Annotated in this window: 19 protein-coding genes and 1 tRNA gene; 5 read left to right on the top strand and 15 right to left on the bottom strand. The window is 46.6% G+C overall.

Annotation, left to right across the window (positions count from 1 at the left end):
• Nucleotides 1-12: 12 nt before the first annotated feature.
• From FD975_RS04035 to FD975_RS04020, 4 genes are all read right to left on the bottom strand, one after another.
• The gene (locus tag FD975_RS04035; RefSeq protein ID WP_215303315.1) at nucleotides 13-660 is read right to left on the bottom strand and encodes a phosphatidylserine decarboxylase; all 648 of its coding nucleotides are present in this window, start codon (nucleotides 658-660) and stop codon (nucleotides 13-15) included.
• A 63-nt stretch (nucleotides 661-723) separates the two neighbouring features.
• Nucleotides 724-1740 (bottom strand): ketol-acid reductoisomerase, encoded by a 1017-nt coding sequence (gene ilvC, locus FD975_RS04030; RefSeq protein ID WP_215303314.1) that lies wholly within the window; start codon nucleotides 1738-1740, stop codon nucleotides 724-726.
• A 51-nt stretch (nucleotides 1741-1791) separates the two neighbouring features.
• Nucleotides 1792-2283, bottom strand: coding sequence for an acetolactate synthase small subunit (ilvN, locus tag FD975_RS04025; RefSeq protein ID WP_015420909.1), 492 nt, complete (start codon nucleotides 2281-2283; stop codon nucleotides 1792-1794).
• A complete protein-coding gene (locus tag FD975_RS04020) occupies nucleotides 2283-4070 on the bottom strand; it encodes an acetolactate synthase 3 catalytic subunit (protein ID WP_215303313.1) in 1788 nt (595 codons plus the stop codon). Before FD975_RS04020 ends, ilvN begins: the two co-directional genes overlap by 1 nt.
• Before the next feature lie 193 nt (nucleotides 4071-4263).
• Between FD975_RS04020 and FD975_RS04015 the strand changes: the two genes are divergently transcribed.
• From FD975_RS04015 to FD975_RS04000, 4 genes are read left to right on the top strand one after another with little or no spacing between them, the layout of a single operon-like run.
• Nucleotides 4264-4833, top strand: coding sequence for an RNA polymerase sigma factor (locus tag FD975_RS04015; RefSeq protein ID WP_215303312.1), 570 nt, complete (start codon nucleotides 4264-4266; stop codon nucleotides 4831-4833).
• Nucleotides 4830-5294, top strand: coding sequence for a DUF3619 family protein (locus FD975_RS04010; protein WP_215303311.1), 465 nt, complete (start codon nucleotides 4830-4832; stop codon nucleotides 5292-5294). The genes FD975_RS04015 and FD975_RS04010 overlap by 4 nt, the downstream gene beginning before the upstream one ends.
• A 25-nt stretch (nucleotides 5295-5319) precedes the next feature.
• Nucleotides 5320-5952, top strand: coding sequence for a DUF3106 domain-containing protein (locus FD975_RS04005; RefSeq protein WP_215303310.1), 633 nt, complete (start codon nucleotides 5320-5322; stop codon nucleotides 5950-5952).
• A 13-nt stretch (nucleotides 5953-5965) separates the two neighbouring features.
• Entirely contained in the window at nucleotides 5966-6505 is a 540-nt protein-coding gene (locus FD975_RS04000; protein ID WP_251371420.1) for an RDD family protein, read from the top strand.
• Nucleotides 6506-6529: 24 nt separating this feature from the next.
• On the opposite strand, the gene FD975_RS03995 is transcribed toward FD975_RS04000, so the two are convergent.
• The 7 genes from FD975_RS03995 to FD975_RS03965 form a co-directional block, all read right to left on the bottom strand.
• A complete protein-coding gene (locus FD975_RS03995) occupies nucleotides 6530-9001 on the bottom strand; it encodes an ABC transporter permease (protein WP_251371419.1) in 2472 nt (823 codons plus the stop codon).
• A gap of 11 nt (nucleotides 9002-9012) precedes the next feature.
• Nucleotides 9013-9798, bottom strand: a complete 786-nt coding sequence (locus tag FD975_RS03990) for an SDR family oxidoreductase (protein WP_215303308.1) — start codon at nucleotides 9796-9798, stop codon at nucleotides 9013-9015.
• 40 nt (nucleotides 9799-9838) lie between these two features.
• Complete coding sequence (locus tag FD975_RS03985) at nucleotides 9839-10504, bottom strand: membrane integrity-associated transporter subunit PqiC (protein WP_251371418.1); 666 nt, start codon at nucleotides 10502-10504, stop codon at nucleotides 9839-9841.
• Complete coding sequence (locus FD975_RS03980; protein ID WP_215303306.1) at nucleotides 10501-11415, bottom strand: MlaD family protein; 915 nt, start codon at nucleotides 11413-11415, stop codon at nucleotides 10501-10503. The genes FD975_RS03985 and FD975_RS03980 overlap by 4 nt, the downstream gene beginning before the upstream one ends.
• Nucleotides 11412-12179, bottom strand: coding sequence for an ABC transporter ATP-binding protein (locus FD975_RS03975; RefSeq protein WP_215303304.1), 768 nt, complete (start codon nucleotides 12177-12179; stop codon nucleotides 11412-11414). The genes FD975_RS03980 and FD975_RS03975 overlap by 4 nt, the downstream gene beginning before the upstream one ends.
• Nucleotides 12179-13351, bottom strand: coding sequence for an ABC transporter permease (locus tag FD975_RS03970; protein ID WP_215303302.1), 1173 nt, complete (start codon nucleotides 13349-13351; stop codon nucleotides 12179-12181). Before FD975_RS03970 ends, FD975_RS03975 begins: the two co-directional genes overlap by 1 nt.
• A gap of 88 nt (nucleotides 13352-13439) precedes the next feature.
• Nucleotides 13440-13516: transfer RNA gene (locus FD975_RS03965), tRNA-Arg, on the bottom strand.
• Between the two features lie 18 nt (nucleotides 13517-13534).
• On the opposite strand from FD975_RS03965, the gene greB reads away from it, so the two are divergent.
• A complete protein-coding gene (greB, locus tag FD975_RS03960) occupies nucleotides 13535-14035 on the top strand; it encodes a transcription elongation factor GreB (protein ID WP_215303300.1) in 501 nt (166 codons plus the stop codon).
• A 12-nt stretch (nucleotides 14036-14047) separates the two neighbouring features.
• Here the strand turns inward: greB and FD975_RS03955 are convergent, their stop codons facing one another.
• The 4 genes from FD975_RS03955 to FD975_RS03940 form a co-directional block, all read right to left on the bottom strand.
• Nucleotides 14048-16306 (bottom strand): bifunctional (p)ppGpp synthetase/guanosine-3',5'-bis(diphosphate) 3'-pyrophosphohydrolase, encoded by a 2259-nt coding sequence (locus FD975_RS03955; RefSeq protein ID WP_215303815.1) that lies wholly within the window; start codon nucleotides 16304-16306, stop codon nucleotides 14048-14050.
• Nucleotides 16307-16408: 102 nt separating this feature from the next.
• On the bottom strand, nucleotides 16409-16612 hold the full coding sequence (gene rpoZ / locus FD975_RS03950) for a DNA-directed RNA polymerase subunit omega (RefSeq protein ID WP_011902918.1): 204 nt from the start codon (nucleotides 16610-16612) through the stop codon (nucleotides 16409-16411).
• A 45-nt stretch (nucleotides 16613-16657) separates the two neighbouring features.
• Complete coding sequence (gene gmk, locus FD975_RS03945; protein ID WP_215303299.1) at nucleotides 16658-17308, bottom strand: guanylate kinase; 651 nt, start codon at nucleotides 17306-17308, stop codon at nucleotides 16658-16660.
• A gap of 21 nt (nucleotides 17309-17329) precedes the next feature.
• Complete coding sequence (locus tag FD975_RS03940; RefSeq protein WP_215303297.1) at nucleotides 17330-18274, bottom strand: YicC/YloC family endoribonuclease; 945 nt, start codon at nucleotides 18272-18274, stop codon at nucleotides 17330-17332.
• Between the last annotated feature and the right edge of the window lie 31 nt (nucleotides 18275-18305).

Genomic DNA, 18305 nt, shown 5'->3' with positions numbered 1-18305 from the left:
AAAACGACTTAATTAATCTAAGCCGGGTACGCGAGCTAATGCAGTATTCGTAGCAAAAACCTTATCACCAACAGTGACCAAAGGCTCGGCTGTTAAGGGTAAATATACATCGACACGAGAGCCAAAGCGAATAAAGCCGTATCGCTCACCTGCTTTAAGTCTATCGCCCACATGGATATAACAGAGAATACGGCGGGCAATAAGCCCTGCAACTTGAACCAAAGTCACGATTTGGCCATTGGCATCAATCACCACAGCATTACGCTCATTCTCAGTAGAGGCTTTATCTAGATCGGCATTCACAAACTTGCCAGGGAAATACTGAATCTCTTTTACCAAGCCATTGACTGCGCTACGGTTGGAGTGAACGTTAAATACATTCATGAAAACACTAATCTTCAAAGCTTCACGACCCGCATAAGGGTCATTGGCTTTTTCCACAACGACAATACGGCCGTCAGCTGGAGATAAAACTAAGTCACGACCGATGGCAGCAATGCGCTGTGGATCGCGGAAGAACTGCAGAACAAAGGTAAAGATGATCCACAAAGGCCATGACCACGCAATACCACCCAGGTAGTGGACTAGCAAAGTAATAGCCCCCACTAATGCCAAATACGGCCAACCTTCTTTCGCAATAATGGGGTGCGGATACATCATCTTTGTTCTGAGCCTTTTTAGTTACTGCTATTAATTTCAAACCGCTTGTTACTTTAATGCTGCTTAGTTCTTAGTTTGGTCAACCAACTTGTTCTTTGCAATCCAAGGCATCATCGCGCGCAACTTAGCACCAACTATCTCAATATCATGCTCAGCATTCAAACGACGACGTGAAATCAAAGTAGGTGCGCCTGCTTTGTTTTCCAAGATGAAGCTCTTAGCGTACTCACCAGTCTGAATATCTTTCAAGCACTGACGCATTGCATTCTTAGTATCTTCCGTTACAACACGTGGGCCAGTCACATACTCACCGTACTCAGCGTTATTAGAGATAGAGTAGTTCATGTTGGCGATACCACCTTCGTAGATCAAGTCAACAATCAACTTGAGTTCATGCAAGCACTCGAAGTAAGCCATTTCAGGAGCGTAACCAGCCTCAACCAAAGTTTCAAAACCAGCCTTAATCAACTCGACTGCGCCACCACAAAGAACAGCCTGCTCACCGAACAAGTCAGTTTCAGTTTCTTCACGGAAGTTCGTTTCAATAATGCCGGCACGACCACCACCGTTTGCTGTTGCATATGACAAAGCAACATCACGAGCAGAGCCAGATTTATCTTGGTATACAGCGATCAAATGTGGAACACCGCCACCTTGAGCATAAGTTCCGCGAACAGTGTGGCCTGGTGCTTTAGGGGCAATCATGATGACGTCCAAGTCGGCACGTGGCTGAACTTGACCGTAGTGAACGTTAAAGCCGTGAGCGAATGCCAATGCAGCGCCTTGCTTGATATTTGGATGTACTTCTTTGTTGTACACCTCAGCGATTTGCTCATCAGGCAAGAGCATCATGACTACATCTGCATCTTTAACAGCTTCGCCAACCTCTTTAACTGTCAAGCCAGCATTCGCAGCTTTGCTCCAAGAAGCACCGTCTTTACGTAAACCAACAGTCACGTTGCAACCTGAATCTTTGAGATTCAAAGCATGTGCGTGGCCCTGTGAACCGTAACCAATGATGGTGACTTTTTTGCCTTTAATGAGGGACAAATCAGCGTCTTTATCGTAAAAAACTTTCATGCTCTTTCCTTGTATTGAAAATGTAGTTAATTCAGTAATCAGTTAAAAAAATTAAACCTTGAGAATGCGTTCACCGCGCCCAATACCAGAACCACCCGAACGGACAGTTTCCAGAATTGATGCACGATCAATCGAATCAATAAAGGCATCCAATTTAGCGCCATCACCAGTCAATTCAATGGTGTAGCTCTTATCAGTCACATCAATGATGCGACCACGGAAGATATCCGTTGTACGCTTCAACTCTTCACGCTCCTTACCTACCGCGCGAACTTTAATCATCATCAACTCACGCTCGATATGAGGACCTTCAGTCAAATCAAATACCTTCACCACTTCAACCAAGCGATTTAAGTGTTTTGTAATTTGCTCAATCACATCCTCAGAGCCAATCGTGACTATCGTCATACGAGAAAGCGATGGATCTTCAGTAGGTGCAACACTTAAGGTTTCAATGTTGTAACCACGTGCAGAGAACAAGCCAACAACTCGGGACAATGCGCCTGGTTCGTTCTCTATCAATACAGAAATAATATGTCGCATTAGAGATCCTCGCTACCCAAAAGCATTTCAGTAATACCCTTACCCGCTTGAACCATTGGCCAAACGTTTTCTTCTGGGTCGGTCTGGAAATCCATAAACACAGTGCGATCTTTTAAACGAATCGCTTCTTTCAGAGCGCCTTCAACATCAGACTTTTTCTCAATGCGCATACCAACGTGGCCAAAAGCCTCTGCCAGCTTCACAAAGTCTGGCAAAGAATCCATATACGAACTGGAATAGCGCTTGTTATAAGTTAGCTCTTGCCATTGACGAACCATACCGAGGTAACGGTTGTTCAATGACACGATCTTCACAGGCGTGTCGTACTGTTTACAAGTAGACAACTCTTGAATACACATCTGAATCGAACCCTCACCTGTAATGGTGAATACATCTTTATCAGGGAATGCCTTCTTGATACCCATGGCATACGGCAAGCCAACGCCCATCGTACCCAGACCACCAGAGTTAATCCAACGACGGGGCTTATCAAACTTATAGAACTGAGCGGCCCACATTTGATGCTGACCTACGTCAGAGCAAATGAATGCATCGCCACCAGTAAGCTCCCATAACTTCTGAACAACGTACTGAGGCTTCACAATTTGCGAAGCTTCGTCGTACTTCAGGCAATCTTTTTTGCGCCACTCGTTAATCTGCTCCCACCATGCCGCTAACTTGGCATCATTCTTACGTGGACCAGCAGCTTTAAGCTGAGCAGTCATCTCTTGCAATACTTCCTTGAGATTACCAACGATAGGTACATCCACTTTCACCCGCTTTGAAATCACGGAGGGATCGATATCAATATGAATAATCTTGCGAGGATGGCTTGCAAAGTGCGTGGTATTACCGATCACGCGGTCATCAAAACGAGCGCCAATCGCAATCAACACATCGCTGTGCTGCATCGCCATATTGGCTTCGTAAGTACCGTGCATACCGAGCATACCGAGGAACTGAGGACTCGTACCAGGAAATCCACCAAGACCCATCAAGGTATTGGTTACTGGATAGCCCAGCAAATCAGCAAACTCTTTTAACTCAGGTGCAGCATCAGCCAAGATAACGCCACCACCGGTATAGATGTATGGGCGCTCTGCTTCTTGCAATAAAGAAACTGCCTTACGAATCTGCCCACTATGCCCTTTGATTACCGGGTTATAAGAACGCATCTCCAAGGTATCTGGATAAACAAATGGCCCCTTCGCAGCGGAGACATCCTTAGGGATGTCGATCAATACTGGGCCTGGCCGACCTGTTTGGGCGATGTGAAAAGCTTTCTTAATCACTAAAGGAAGGTCTTTTACATCCTTCACTAAGAAATTATGCTTCACCACTGGGCGAGTAATACCAACGGTATCCGCTTCCTGGAAAGCATCTTCACCAATTGCATACGTAGGCACGTTGCCGCTAATGACCACCATTGGGATGGAGTCAGTGTAAGCAGTAGCAATGCCGGTAACCGCATTGGTAACACCTGGACCTGAAGTGACTAGAGCAACGCCAACCTTACCGGTTGCGCGCGCATAGCCATCGGCCGCATGAACTGCTGCTTGCTCATGACGAACAAGAATATGTTCAAACTTGTCCTGCTTAAAGATTTCATCGTAGATGAAGAGAACTGAACCGCCTGGGTAACCCCAAACATATTCAACACCCTCTTTGTGCAATGCCTTCACCAACATCTCGGCGCCAATCATTTCAGGCGCATTCGCTGTGGAATTTGGGTTTGCTGTGTCTTGGTTAGCTTTAGAAGCTAAAAATTCGGCGCTGCTTGTATTCATTTTCTTTCGTCCTTTGCAATTTTCGGCAAAAAATTGTTTGGTCTGTTCTGTCTCTTGCTTGTGGCCCGAGTTCGAACGGCGCTGCTACCGGAAAAAACCACTTCTTGAATGAGATTCTAGGTAGTAAGCCCTACATTCTATAGCAATCCCCTAAAATAGACCAATTCCATCTGATTCAGGTCTAATCCACTGAATGGCTTCACCCCAAGAACTTTCTGACTTCCTCAGCAGTGTTGAGCAGCGTGCTTTCAAGCAAGCTGTCTATGCTGTGCGAGATGACGATGCAGCCTTAGATATTGTTCAAGATGCCATGATTAAGTTGTCTGAAAAATATGGTGACCGCCCCGCAGCCGAGCTACCACTGGTTTTCACCAGAATTCTGCAAAACCGTATTCATGACTGGTTTAGACGTCAAAAGGTTCGCAATACCTGGGTAACCCTATTCTCCAATATGGGCAAGAAATCAGATGAAAATGATGATTTCGACCCCTTAGAGTCACTTTCCGCCCCGGATGACAGTGAAATTCACCAAGATGGTGCCTTTAAGCTGGAGCGAAGTCAGCTTTTGGAGTCCCTAGAGTCAGAAATATCAAAATTACCTGTCCGTCAACGAGAAGCCTTCCTGATGCGTTATTGGGATGAGCTAAGTATTACTGAAACTGCCCTTGCTATGAGTTGTAGCGAGGGAAGCGTCAAAACCCACTGCTCAAGAGCTACCCAAGCTCTAGCTAAAGCATTGAAATTAAAAGGAATTACGCTGTGAACCGCAATCAAGATATCCTAAACCCAACAGAAGCTGACCAATTTGGCCAGTCCGCTGCTGCCCTGCTCCGCCAAGGGTCTCAATCCTTGCCAGCTGGCATCAAAGATCGTCTGTATGCAGCGCGCTTAAAAGCGCTTTCCGTAAAAAAACCAGAAAAAGTGCGTATCAAACAATATGTTTTGGCCAGCACCTCTGGGAACTGGTCTTCGGGTTCTCGTTCTTTTTGGAATAACGTGGGCTGGGTGATCCCTCTTGTTGTTCTTGTTTTTGGCTTAGTCGGAATTGCCCAATGGCAAGATAACTCCCGGATTAATGACATTGCCGAGTTAGATGCAGCCCTGTTAAGCGACGATGTACCCCCTGATGCCTATGCTGATAGCGGCTTTATGCGCTTCCTCAAGAATGGCCCCTTAGCCGATGCAGAGCAAGATGGCTTGGATACACCCAAATCACCTTCTTAATATCAAACGAAAACTCAAATAGCGCATGCTAAAAAACTTACGCTCTATTTGTGCAGTCCTCAGCATCAGCTCAGCCCTTACGCTAGCTATTAGCGCTCTAATCTCGCCCACCGCATTTGCTCAGACAGCAACAAGTAATCACGGCAAAAGCACGGTTACCCCAGCGAAAAAGCAGGATGGGACATGGGAAGGTCTAAAGCCTGAACAACAAAACATTCTGGCCCCTCTCGAGGGTGATTGGGACTACATGTTGCCTGAAAGTCGTAAACGATGGACCCAGGTGGCCAACCTGTACCCCAGGATGAAGGCAATAGATCAACAACGGCTTCAGTCTCGCATGGCCAGCTGGTCAAACCTGTCTCAAAAAGATCGTCGTATTGCACGAGAGAATTACCTAAGCAGCCTCAAGTTTCCGCCTGAGAAAAAAGCTGAAGCTTGGAGCGCTTATCAAAAACTGAGTGCCGAGCAAAAAAATAAACTTGCTCAGGCTGAATTAAATCAAAAGAAGAAGCCCACGGTCGTAAGTGCGCCAACCTTGCAACAACATCCCATCATTCAGCAGTCGAACTTAGCTCCGGCATTACCTGCCGCAGTCACTCCAGCTCAAGAAGTTGTTCCGCAAGGCGCAAGCTCGGATAGCGACTCAAGCAATCAATAAGAATTCCTCAGTCGTGATTACCTCAGCGGAATTAGATACGCTTCCTGCTCCGCAATTTTGGCGACGTGTTTCTTGTACGCTTTATGAGCAGTTGGTTTTACTGGGTGTAATTGCCCTAACATTTTTAGTTCCCAATTTAGGCTTAGGCATTCTGTTTGGCGTCTCATTACCGAGTTGGCTCACCTTCCTCTACCTCTATGTGGTTCTTGGGATCTACTTTTCCTGGTATTGGACAAAGTCAGGGCAAACGCTTGCGATGCAAACCTGGCGGATACGCATGATTGGTCCAGGTGGCCACAAGCTCACTCGAAAGCAAGCAATCTGGCGCTATGTCTATGGATCTCTATGGCTCATACCTTGCGTCCTTCTGCAGTGGGTTTTCGAACTTCAGAGATGGCAAATTATTGAAATGCTATTTGCGGTTGCTTTATTTCTATGGCCATTAAGCATCTATTTGAATCGCGTTAGCCCGTTGCTACGACAAAGTCTGCCAGATCGCTTTAGTGGAACGCGTTTAGTTGAGCTGCCAAAAAACTTAGTGAAACTCTCCTAAAGTACTCTCGTTAGAGAGTGCGCCCTAGATCTCGCGCAAACACTCCATTGCAGTTGTTGTTTGAATTTTTCTTTGAAAACGATATCCAGCCAAGAGACAAGCAGAGACTCCAAAGATAATTCCCATCGCTAAAGACTGTACGAATGCATTGAACTCAATCTCCAATACAAATCGACCCAGCGCCCACGCTGCTACTCCAGCAGCTAGTCCAGCTAAAACTCCAGAGAGCACTCCAATAATCAACAGTTCAGCCAGAGCTATCTTTCTTAGTAAAGCGCGCGATGCACCTACCGCTTTGAGTAATGCAGCACTTCTAAAGCGCTCATCTTGAGTGGCTGCAATTGCAGCCACTAAAACCAGAATTGCTGCTGCGATCGTAAAGGCAAACAGAAGACCCAGTACTGAAGACAGTCGATCCAATACGTCTTGTATCTGTTGCAAAGAGGACGCTACATCGACAATAGTGAGATTGGGGTAGCTCTGTGCAAGTTGGTAATCAAGCCCTTCAATGAGAGGACTTTGATAGTAGGAGGTAATCCATGATTGGGGCATTTCAGCAAGCATGGCGGGCGACATGATGACAAAAAAATTCACCTTCATGGAACTCCAATCCAGTTTACGAAGAGAAGTGATTGGTGCGGTAACTTTTTCACCAGCGAGTTCAAAAGTCATTTGATCACCCAGCTTAAGCTTTAAGGTCTTTGCAATACCCGCCTCCAAAGAAACTTGCGGCGCACTGCCATCAATCCATTTTCCAGAAGTAATTCGATTACCATCTGGCAATTGCTCGGTATAAGAGAGATTAAATTCTCGATCGACTAAGCGACGTGCATTTTCATCAACATAATCATTCGGCCCAATAGCTTTGCCATTAACCTCAACCAGGCGTGCACGGACCATTGGACTAAAACTAGGGTTAGCAACTCCCGCACCAAGTAAAGACTGGGTAATGCCTAGCTTTTGATCTTCCTGAATGTTAATCATGAAGCGATTGGGTGCATCAGCTGGAATGTTTCCCTGCCAAGTGACCAATAAATCCTGACGAAGTAAGAGAATGAGTAGTAAAGCCATCAAGGCAATGCCCAGAGCAGTAATTTGCATTACCGCAAATCCTGCGCGGCGCGCTTGCACAGTCAACGCAAAGCGGAGAGCAAAGCTCTTAGTGCTCCAACTCGAAAAACCAAGATTAAGCAGGCGTAGTGATGACCAAGAAACTATGGCAAACAAAGTAACGGCCAAAGTGAAGCTAATCGCAACCCAAGAAGCTAGTTTCAAATCCTGCGCTGCGATAGCAATTAAGGCTAGACAAGTAATAATTCCAAAAAGTGCAACCCAAAGTGACTTGATATTGACAGCACCTAACTCCTTTCGAATCAGCCGAACTGGCGAGATCATGACCAAACTAAATAAGGGTGGGCCAGCAAAGCCAATTAATAAACAGGAGGAGAATAAGATGCTCCAAGTTAATGGCCAGAGGGAAATCACAGGCAAATCAGCAAAAACTAAATCACCCAAAATATGAATTAATATTTCTTGAACGCCGTAAGCAATAGCTGAACCCATAAGTGCAGCTGATAAGCACAGAGCCCCCAATACTTTGATTTGATTTACTAGAATTGCCCCTTGACTTGCCCCAAGACATTTCATAACTGCACAAACATCTGACTGCTTTAAAACATAACGACGCGCAGATAATGCAATTGCTACTGCAGCCACCATTGCGGTCAACAAGGCAACTAAAGATAAAAATCGCTCTGCTCGCTCTAGAGTCTTACGCATCACCGGTTGCGCGTTTTCCAAGGTCTCAATACGCATTCCTCTGAGACCCTCAGATTCAATCCATTGAGTAGCCCATTTTTCATAATCAGAAATAGCCTGATCATTTCCCGCCAGCAATAGACGATAAGTAACGCGACTACCCAAACCAATTAAACCTGTTGACTGCAAGTCATCTAGTGACATCATGACGCGTGGTGCAAAGTTCATAAAGCCTGCACCCCGGTCGAGTTCGCGCTCTAAAATGCCGCCAATTAAAAACGTCTTGTCTCCCAATAACATCTGATCGCCCACTTTGGCCTTCAATGTATTGAGCATAGCTGGGTCTACCCAGACTGAAGCAGCTGGCGGAGTGAGGCCGGCCTGGGAGGGTGAGACCTGCAAAGACCCGCGCAAGGGATAAGTGTTAGATACCGCTTTGAGGGATGCAAGCTTACTTTGCGCACCAACAGTGGCCATACTCGGAAAAACAACGGTCTGAGCAACACTCAGCTGACGATTATTTGCCTCTCGAATAAACCGTTCAGGCAAAGGCTGATCAGAAACAAGCAGTATATCTGCAGCAAGAAGTTGGCGAGCATCAAACTCAAAGGCTCGCTGCATCCGATCCGCCAGAAAACTGACGCTAGATAAAGCTGCAACCGATAGAGTTAGCGCAACCAGTAAAGCAAGCAGCTCACTGGATCGCAAGTCTCGCCGAATATCCCGCAGAAAACTCACTAGCACGGCGACTAAATCGCCTGAATCTGGCCGCCGTCAACCCGGATCACTGACCCAGTGATATATGAAGCGTTTTGACTTGCTAAAAACGCAGCAGTATCACCATATTCCTGAGGATCACCATAACGACCCGCTGGGATCAGATTCAAGCTAGATTTCACAACAGAGTCGTAGCTAATGTTCTCACGTTGAGCACGCGCTTCATCCAATTGACGCAAGCGATCGGTTGCTACACGACCCGGCATGATCACATTCACTGTCACTCCATCGGCAGCCACTTCTGCCGACAAGGTTTTCGACCAGGCTAATAGTGCAGCGCGTAAGGTATTGGAAATTGCCAAGTTCTTAATTGGAGCAATCGCACCTGAAGTAGTGCTAGTAATAATGCGGCCCCATTTACGCTGACGCATACCCGGAAGCACGCGATCAGTAATGCTAATGAGCGATAGGACCATGTCATTAAAACTTTTTTGCCATAAAGCGGGGTCTTGGCCAGCAGCCAATGTTGGAGGAGGTCCGCCAGTGTTATTGACCAAGATATCAATTGGGCCAAGCTCTTGTTCTATTTTGCTGACTAGGCCGTCAATGACAGAAGGATCCGATAAATCCCAACTCAAAGCCAATGCAGTTCCACCGGCAGCCTCAATTAACTCAACAGATTTTTTTAGGCCCTCGGGATTGCGACCAGTTACAGCCACCTTAACACCTTCACGAGCTAGAGAAACCGCCATAGCTTGACCTAAGCCTCTGCTAGATGCCATTACTAATGCCACTTTACCTCTCAGTCCTAAATCCATGTCTTCTCCACTTTTTATATTTGTAGTAATTCTAAAATGACTATTGCCCTAAAGGTGGGGGCAGATTTCCAGCGTACTTATACAGCACTGCCTCATACTCTTTCAAAATTTGCGCTAGAGCCTCCTGCTGACCCAAGACCAATGCTTGAGGGCTATTGTCTTTTAGCATGATTCTCTTGGTGTAACGATTTTTACCAATTACTGGATTGCGCTTTTGCGGATCAGTTGCGGATAGGAAAAACTCTGCTGTAACAACTGCCTCCGGACGGACGCGGTAATCGCCATAAAACTCTTCCACTGAAACTTGCAAGTTGTAATAAGGGAAAAAGCTATTACCCTGCCCCACTGTCATGGAAAAGATTTGAGCATTATTCAACCACTGGCGAGTGGCATTACCAACCATCTCATTTGGCAGCGCAGAATAAATATTGTAGAAATCCTTTTCATAGCGCTGATCGCCAAGACGATAAACCAAAGACTTGCCATCAAAAGGCGGGGTGGTCGTGACTGAACCCATCTTCAACCATAAATCGCTACGCGGTTTGTATGGTGCTCCTGTGCGCTCAGGCGCAACCATCCAGCTGCTAGTTTCCAAGGCGGGTCTTTTAGGTAAGGAGCAGGCACTCAATGTGGCGATGACTAATGCGCAAACAGCAAACCGAGTCAGGCTTGAATTTTTCATCATCTGGATTTTCATTGACATCATTTTTGAACTCCATTCATTGGAGGAGTAATGCGTGCAGGTGGCTCACCCCAAATCAAGGTAGACGGTGATTGACTTGCCACGCGGGTGAACTCATTTAACTGTTCACTGGCTTGGCGAAGATTTTCTAGGGTTGCAGTGGTGTCACCTTGGACGCTAGTCACGGTTTGGCGCAAAGAAACCATGGTGGCAATCAATTCACGCATCAGGATGTTCAGTTGATCTTTATCAGTAACCCTAGCAATACGATCTAAGAGCACATTGAGATCTTGCACTGTATTGATGAGACCTGCACTATCCCTTCCATCGCCAGCCATTAGCTTATTTAAGTTACCTAATAACGCATCAAATTTCTTCTGGGTCCCATCCACATCTAAGCCATTGAAGGCACCAATCAGTTTTTGGATACCAGAAATAATTTCATCAGCCTGATTTGGCATCGATGGAACTACTGGGTACTCTGGCTCCCACGGGTATTTGAGGGTGTAGATTTGATCAGATTTAGGATAAAAATCTAGCTCCACATAATTCACACCAGTAATACCCATCGATCTAATACGGGCACGCAAATTATCTTTAATAAAAGTTTCGAGGTGACTCTTTTCTATAGAGTCGCCATAAATTTGCATTCTTACGACAACATACTCTTGCTTCTGAAGCATCGGGATATCTTTCTCATACACATCCCCTGATAAAGTAATGGAAGTTACCTGTCCAATCTTTACCCCCCGAAAGCGCACCGCTGCTCCAGCATCTAGGCCAGTCACCGATTGCTTTACATAGGTCTCCACCATGAATGACTTTTTAAAGAACTGACCCGAGCCAAAGATTAAGATAATGGTGAGCAATGCACCGATTGCCGCCAGAACAAAAATGCCTAAGCGGAAATAATTGGGATTGGAGTTGTTACTCATGCTGCGTCCTTGCTCATAATGCGATTAAAGAATTGATGCACCCTAGGATCTTTACTAGTGTCTCTTAATACTTTAGGGTCACCCTCAGCAATAATGCCTTTAGCGTCCTTGTCCAACATGATTACCTTGTCGGCAATCGAATAAATACTTGCTAATTCATGTGAAACGATGACAAAGGTAAATCCTAAGTTTTTTGATAAATCCAAAATCGTACTGTCAAGATCGGCTGACGTAATCGGATCAAGACCGGCTGAAGGCTCATCCAAAAATAAGATCTTTGGATCCAAAGCCATGGCGCGCGCAATCGCTGCGCGTTTTTGCATGCCACCACTAATCTCACTAGGCATATAAGTTTCGTATGGGAGTAAGCCCACTAAGTCCAACTTACATCGCGCCAATAAATTCATTTGATCTCTAGTTAGCTGGGTGTACTCCTCCATAAAGAGGGTTACGTTATCAAGCAAATTCATAGAGCCAAATAAAGCGCCTTGCTGATACATCACACCAAAGCTCGTCATAATTTTTTGGCGTTCAGCACCCTGAGCGGTAGTGATATTTTGACCCTCGATCAATACATCTCCAGAGAGAGGTTGATACAGACCAAATAAATTCTTTAAGAGACTCGATTTGCCACAACCGGATCCACCTAGAATGACAAAAATCTCACCATTAGCGACAGAAAAATTCAGGTTCTGCAATAGCACTTTGGAGCCGTACCCTACAGAGAGGTTTTGAACGTCGATCGCGTTTTCTATTGCGTTCATTAAAACCCTGTCCTGTAGGAGATATAAGCAAAAATACCGTCAACCAAAACAATCATGACAATGCTACTCACCACCGCTCTGGTGGCAGAAATACCCACCGCAGCGGCGCCGGTCCCAGTTTGCATGCCGCGCAAACATCCCATCGCAGAAACAACCACACCAAATAAAGTAGCTTTCACAAGCCCAGAGAGCACATCCTCAATATCGACAGCAGCTAACATGCCGTTATAAAAATTAATAAAGGGGATACCGTAAATTTGCATTGTTAACATCGAAGAAAAAATGCTGACGATATCTGCGTATAGAGTCAGAATTGGCGCCACCAAGATCCCTGCCAATACCCGTGGCACAACCAAGAATCGAACTGGACTTAAACCACCAGTGACCAAAGCATCTACTTCACTGTTGACAGTCATTGTGCCGATCTCCGCAGCAAAAGCAGCAGATGAGCGGCCAGCTAATAGGATGGCAGTAATTAAAGGCCCCATCTCACGCACTATTCCTAAAGCAGCTAGAGGGCCGACAAAAGAAACTGCTCCAAACTGTTGCATGCCAATTGCTGCCTGAAAAGATAAGATAACGCCAATCAAAAAGGCAACGAGGCCAACAATCGGTAATGCAGAGATGCCTGCCTCTACAGCCGCATTGACAAAATCTCCCCAACGCACTTGCCTGACATTGCGTATTGACCATGCTAAATCCGCAGAGAGATGCCCAACAAAGGTCACTAAACCGCGGACATCATCCAAAAAATTTTGTGCCGCCATACCAACACTGACAACAAAACTGGTTTTTGGTTTTGGTGCAGGAACCGGAAATAGTTTATTGATGGGGTCAAACTCATTCAATAGCGGCTGATACTTTGGATCCAATCCTTGAATCTCAAACTGTCCACCCGCTTTTTGCTGAGCTTCTTGGACATCTATTAAGAATGCAAATGCGGATCCATCTAAAGAGCTCACTTTTGAAGCATCAAAAACCAAAGCATGGTTTTGGGCATTTCCTTGTGCTAACCAGAGGTTTTGTTTTTTCCGAATATTTGTCCACACGCTGGCCAATGAATACACGTTGACAGCACCGCTCAAGCTAACTTGAGCATGGATTGCGTCAGTTTGCGTCCAAATAGCTACTGGAGCTGGTGAAATCGCGGAATTAAGGTCAGAAATGGCCATAGGCAAACTATAAGGGATTTGCGTGAAACCACTGTGAAATGGCTAAAAAGAAAAAGGGCCCAGTTTTTCAACTAGGCCCTGTATAGGTTGGTGCGGCTGGCAGGAATTGAACCCACGACCCCTTGGTTCGTAGCCAAGTACTCTATCCAGCTGAGCTACAGCCGCAACAGCCATAATTATGCCATGGAAGAGAAGAACTACATTACACCCGCTGGTCATGAACGCATCAAAAGCGAGCTTTTACAGCTCCTGGACCTTGATCGGCCTGAGGTTGTCAAGGTTGTTCACTGGGCCGCATCCAATGGCGACCGCTCTGAAAATGGCGACTATATCTACGGAAAAAAGCGACTTCGAGAGATAGATCGACGGATTCGCTTCCTGAACCAGCGCCTGGAATTTGCTGTGGTAGTCGATAACCAAGCCCGAAAATCAGGCGAAGCAGATGCTGAGCAGGTTTTTTTTGGGGCCACTGTGACTTATGCAAGCCTAGAGGGTGTCAATGCAGGCAAGGAGACGACTATCACTATTGTGGGCGTTGATGAGGTTGATTTAGAGCTTGGTCACGTCAGTTGGGTCTCCCCGATTGCTAAAGCTCTGATCAAAGCACGCGTAGGTGATTGCGTCAAAATTCAGACGCCATCGGGCCCTAGTGAAATTGAAATCCTAGATGTTCAGTACCAATAGTAGGTAAATAAATTAGCTAGCCCGAACTCGAGTCACGCGCATCACATCATGATTGGTGCGCAGGCTACGCATGACCTTGGAAAGGTGCAAACGATCTGATACTTGTATTGTGAATCGAATCGTAACGGCATCTTCTTTATATCGGTCATCCATAGATACGTTCATGATGTTGGAGTCCGCAGCAGTCACACTACTAGCCACTCTAGCCAGAACACCCTTTCCTTGGCGGGTATCGATTGCAAGATCAACCTCAAATTCTCGGTTAACCTCTTTGCCCCACTCGACCTCTACCCACTTGTCGCTATCCTTCGAAAGCATTTTGAGGGCTACTGGACAGTCATTAGTGTGTACCTGTAAACCTTCACCCTTTCCGAGATAGCCAATAATGTTGTCGCCTGGGATCGGATGGCAACAGGTTTGAAAGCTTATCGAATTTCCTTCGCGACCATCGACCAAAATAGCCTGACGCTGATGGTGATGTGAGGCAATTTCTTGATGAGGGGTAACCCAATCTGCCGCGCCCAAGCGCATTTGCTCTGAACCACCCTCGTCATCAATCAAGATCTTCAATCGAATAGCTAACTCTTGCGGGGATCTGCGACCCAAAGCAATGTTGACACAGGCCTCTTCGCGCGTTTTATCACCAGTCCAGTGCAATAACTTTTCCCAGATCTCTGGAGATAAGAGGCCGGCATCCACCCCTTGTTGACGCAAAGCATGCGCCAAGAGGCGCTCGCCCAACTGTAGAGACTCGGCGTAGTGCTTGGTCTTCAGTGAATGGCGAATAGAGGCGCGAGCTTTGCCCGTCCTAACGAATGCCAACCAGCCCGGATTCGGCTGGGAGTTGGCCGATGTCACCACTTCAACAATATCGCTATTCTTTAACTCACTACGTAGCGGTAATTGCATGCCATTAATCTTGACTGCAACACAAGTGTTGCCCACATCACTATGAATTGAATAAGCAAAGTCTAAGGCGGTAGCGCCACGTGGCAAGGCTCTAATCTGACCCTTTGGAGTAAAAACATACACTGCGTCGGGGAACAAATCAATTTTGACGTGTTCTAAGAATTCTTGTGAATCCCCACTACTGTCCTGAATATCAATCAAGGATTGCAGCCATTGATGAGCCCGGTTTTGTACCTCGCTCATATCCGGTCCGCCATCCTTATATGCCCAGTGCGCAGCAACACCAGCCTCAGCGACCGCATGCATATCGCCAGTACGTATCTGAAACTCAACCGGCACACCCGATGGCCCTAAGAGGGTTGTGTGCAAGGACTGATAGCCGTTGAGCTTAGGAATCGCAATGTAGTCCTTAAACTTGCCAGGCATTGGCTTATAGAGAGCATGCAAAATTCCGAGAGCACGATAGCACTCATCAATCGAGTGCACAGTAACCCTAAAGGCATAGACATCGAGCACTTGAGAAAAGCTCAGATGCTTGCTTCGCATTTTGTTGTAAATACTGAAGAGGGTTTTTTCTCGGCCTTGTAGATCAACTTCGAGATTCACTTTTGCAAAAGCCATACGGGCGTTCTGCAAAATCTTTTCTACCATCTCTTTGCGATTGCCACGCGCCCGCTTCACTGCATCTTCGATTACCCTAAAGCGCATAGGCATCGAATAACGGAAACTCAAGTCCTGCAAGTCGCGGTAAATAATATTGAGGCCTAAGCGATGGGCAATCGGAGCATAGATCTCAATGGTCTCGGTAGCTACCCTGCGACGCTTTTCCATCGGTACAGCATCAAGCGTACGCATATTGTGTGTGCGATCAGCTAGCTTGACCAGAATGACTCGCACATCACGGGCCATTGCCATAAACATCTTACGAAAGCTTTCTGCTTGCGCTTCAGCATGACTTTGGAACTCCAATTTATCCAGCTTAGTCAAACCTTCGACAAGCTCGGCTACTTTGCTGCCAAACTTTCCAACTAGATCAGCTTGAGTACATCCCGTATCTTCAATTACATCATGCAGCAAAGCCGCCATGATGGAGGAAGCATCTAAATGCCAGGTGGCACACAATTCAGCAACGGATACGGGATGGGTAATGTAAGGTTCGCCACTGTGACGATACTGCCCGAGATGAGCCGCATCTGCAAAATGAAATGCTTGCTTAATGAGCGTAACCTCTTCAGGCTTGAGATAGCCTATTTTAGAAATCAGGCCATCGATAGAAACAACCTGATGCTTTAGTGGCAGTGCTGGCGCAGAGGTAGGGCCAAATAAATGTCGGCTCGATTGAGCTAACAATGTTGCGATGATGGAAGACTTATCGCTATTAACAGTCTCTTTAGGCGAGACCCGACCTTTGGATTCCGATGTGTTTTGGTCGCCTAAGGGGAGCTCCACAACGGAACCCCTGAATTACAAAGGTACTTTGGTCAACATGTCACGGTCAGTTACACCAGCAGCAACTTCACGTAAGGCAACTACAGTTGCTTTATCTCTGGACTCAACACGTGGGGAGTGACCTTGAACTAATTGACGTGCGCGATAAGTCGCGGCCAATACCAGCTCAAAACGATTTGGGATAGTTTTTAGACAATCTTCTACAGTAATACGGGCCATGCTGAACTCACTTAAATTTAGCTTCAATACCTATAGGATAACTGATTAGACCCCAAGCCGCCTTAAAAGCGCTGGGTTGCGAGCCATAATTGGCCCTGAGCGTAAGCGGCTGGCAGCAACAACATGGCGTAAATCAATTAAAGCCTGCTCAAAATCATCGTTGATGACAATGAAATCCGCTTCATGGGCATGCTGAAGCTCTAAATGGGCTGCAGCCAACCTTCTCTGAATGGTTTCCTCATCATCCTGCCCACGTTTACGCAAGCGCTCCTCTAAGGCCTCAAATGAAGGCGGGAAGATGAAGATCCACTGCACTTCGGGAATAATTTGACGAATTTGCTGGGCGCCCTGCCAGTCGATCTCGAGCATCACATCGCGCCCGGTTTTCATCTGGGTTTCGATCCAAGCTTTGGAGGTGCCGTAAAAATTGCCGTGCACTTCTGCATGCTCCAAAAAATTACCTTGATCGCGTTCCGCTATAAATTCATCTCTTTTAATAAAGCGATAGTCCTTGCCATCCACCTCGCCTGGCCTTGGCGCACGGGTTGTAGTGGAAAGGGAGAGCTTGAGCGCCGTATCTTCTTGCAATAAGGCATTCACCAAAGAGGATTTTCCAGCGCCTGATGGGGCAACGATCATCAACATGCTGCCTTGATAAGCGGGAGATAGGTTAGCTTTAGGTTTAGGGCTGGCCATAATAATTTGTGTAAGTGATGGTTACTCTAAATTTTGGACTTGTTCACGCATCTGCTCAATCAAGAGCTTGAGCTCTAAAGCAGCTTGAGTACATTCTTCTGAAACAGATTTAGAGCTCAAGGTGTTGGCTTCACGATTCAACTCTTGCATCAAGAAATCTAAACGTTTTCCAACTGGCCCTTTACCTGCCAGAGCAGTATCTACTGCCTGAAGATGAGTCTTGAGTCGAGCAAACTCTTCCGCAACATCGATACGAACTGCGTAGAGCACCACTTCCTGACGAATACGCTCCATCAACTCCGTGCCAGAACTGCCCTTGCCCTGCTCTTGAGCTGCTAATGCTTCAGCCAAGCGTTCAGTGAGTTTTTCTTGATACTGAGAAACGTAAGCCGGCACCTTAGGCTCAATGCTCTTCACAATCTCACGCATTTTGCTTGTGATGGTCGTTAATACTGTGACTAGGGCCTTGCCTTCTGCATGGCGGCTATCCATTAAGGCAGTTAAAGCTGCGCGACCAGCTTCCAGAGTAGCGGTAATCCAACCCTCTTCCTCACCTCTTGGTTCAGAAACAATGCCAGGCCAGCGCAAAATATCTGCAATCCGCAATGCTTCAGCATGAGGAAAAGCGACTTGAGCATGCTCCTGGAGGGTGTATAGGGCATCTAAACGATCTTTGTTTAGAGCACCCAAGGCATGGGGGTTGGCTTTGGCTGCCCCCGCTGCCCCCGCTGCACCCGAATTAACGCGCCATACGGCCCGAAACTCGACCTTGCCTCGAGATAGGCTTTGAGTCGCCATTTCTCTTAAGGCAGGCTCAGCCCCGCGACACTCGTCCGGAAGACGAAAGCCCAAATCCAGAAAGCGGCTGTTGACAGCCCGACATTCCACCTGCAGATCAGCTACTACACCAGCTCCTAGGGAGACTTGGCGTGAAGCGCTGCCATAACCAGTCATGCTCGATATCATATGGACATTGTAGATCTTTAGGACCAAACCT

Source organism: Polynucleobacter sp. AP-Jannik-300A-C4 (assembly GCF_018688335.1).
Lineage (GTDB): Bacteria > Pseudomonadota > Gammaproteobacteria > Burkholderiales > Burkholderiaceae > Polynucleobacter.
Note: the sequence above shows the minus strand (reverse complement) of the source record. Positions and strands in the feature narration are given on the sequence as shown.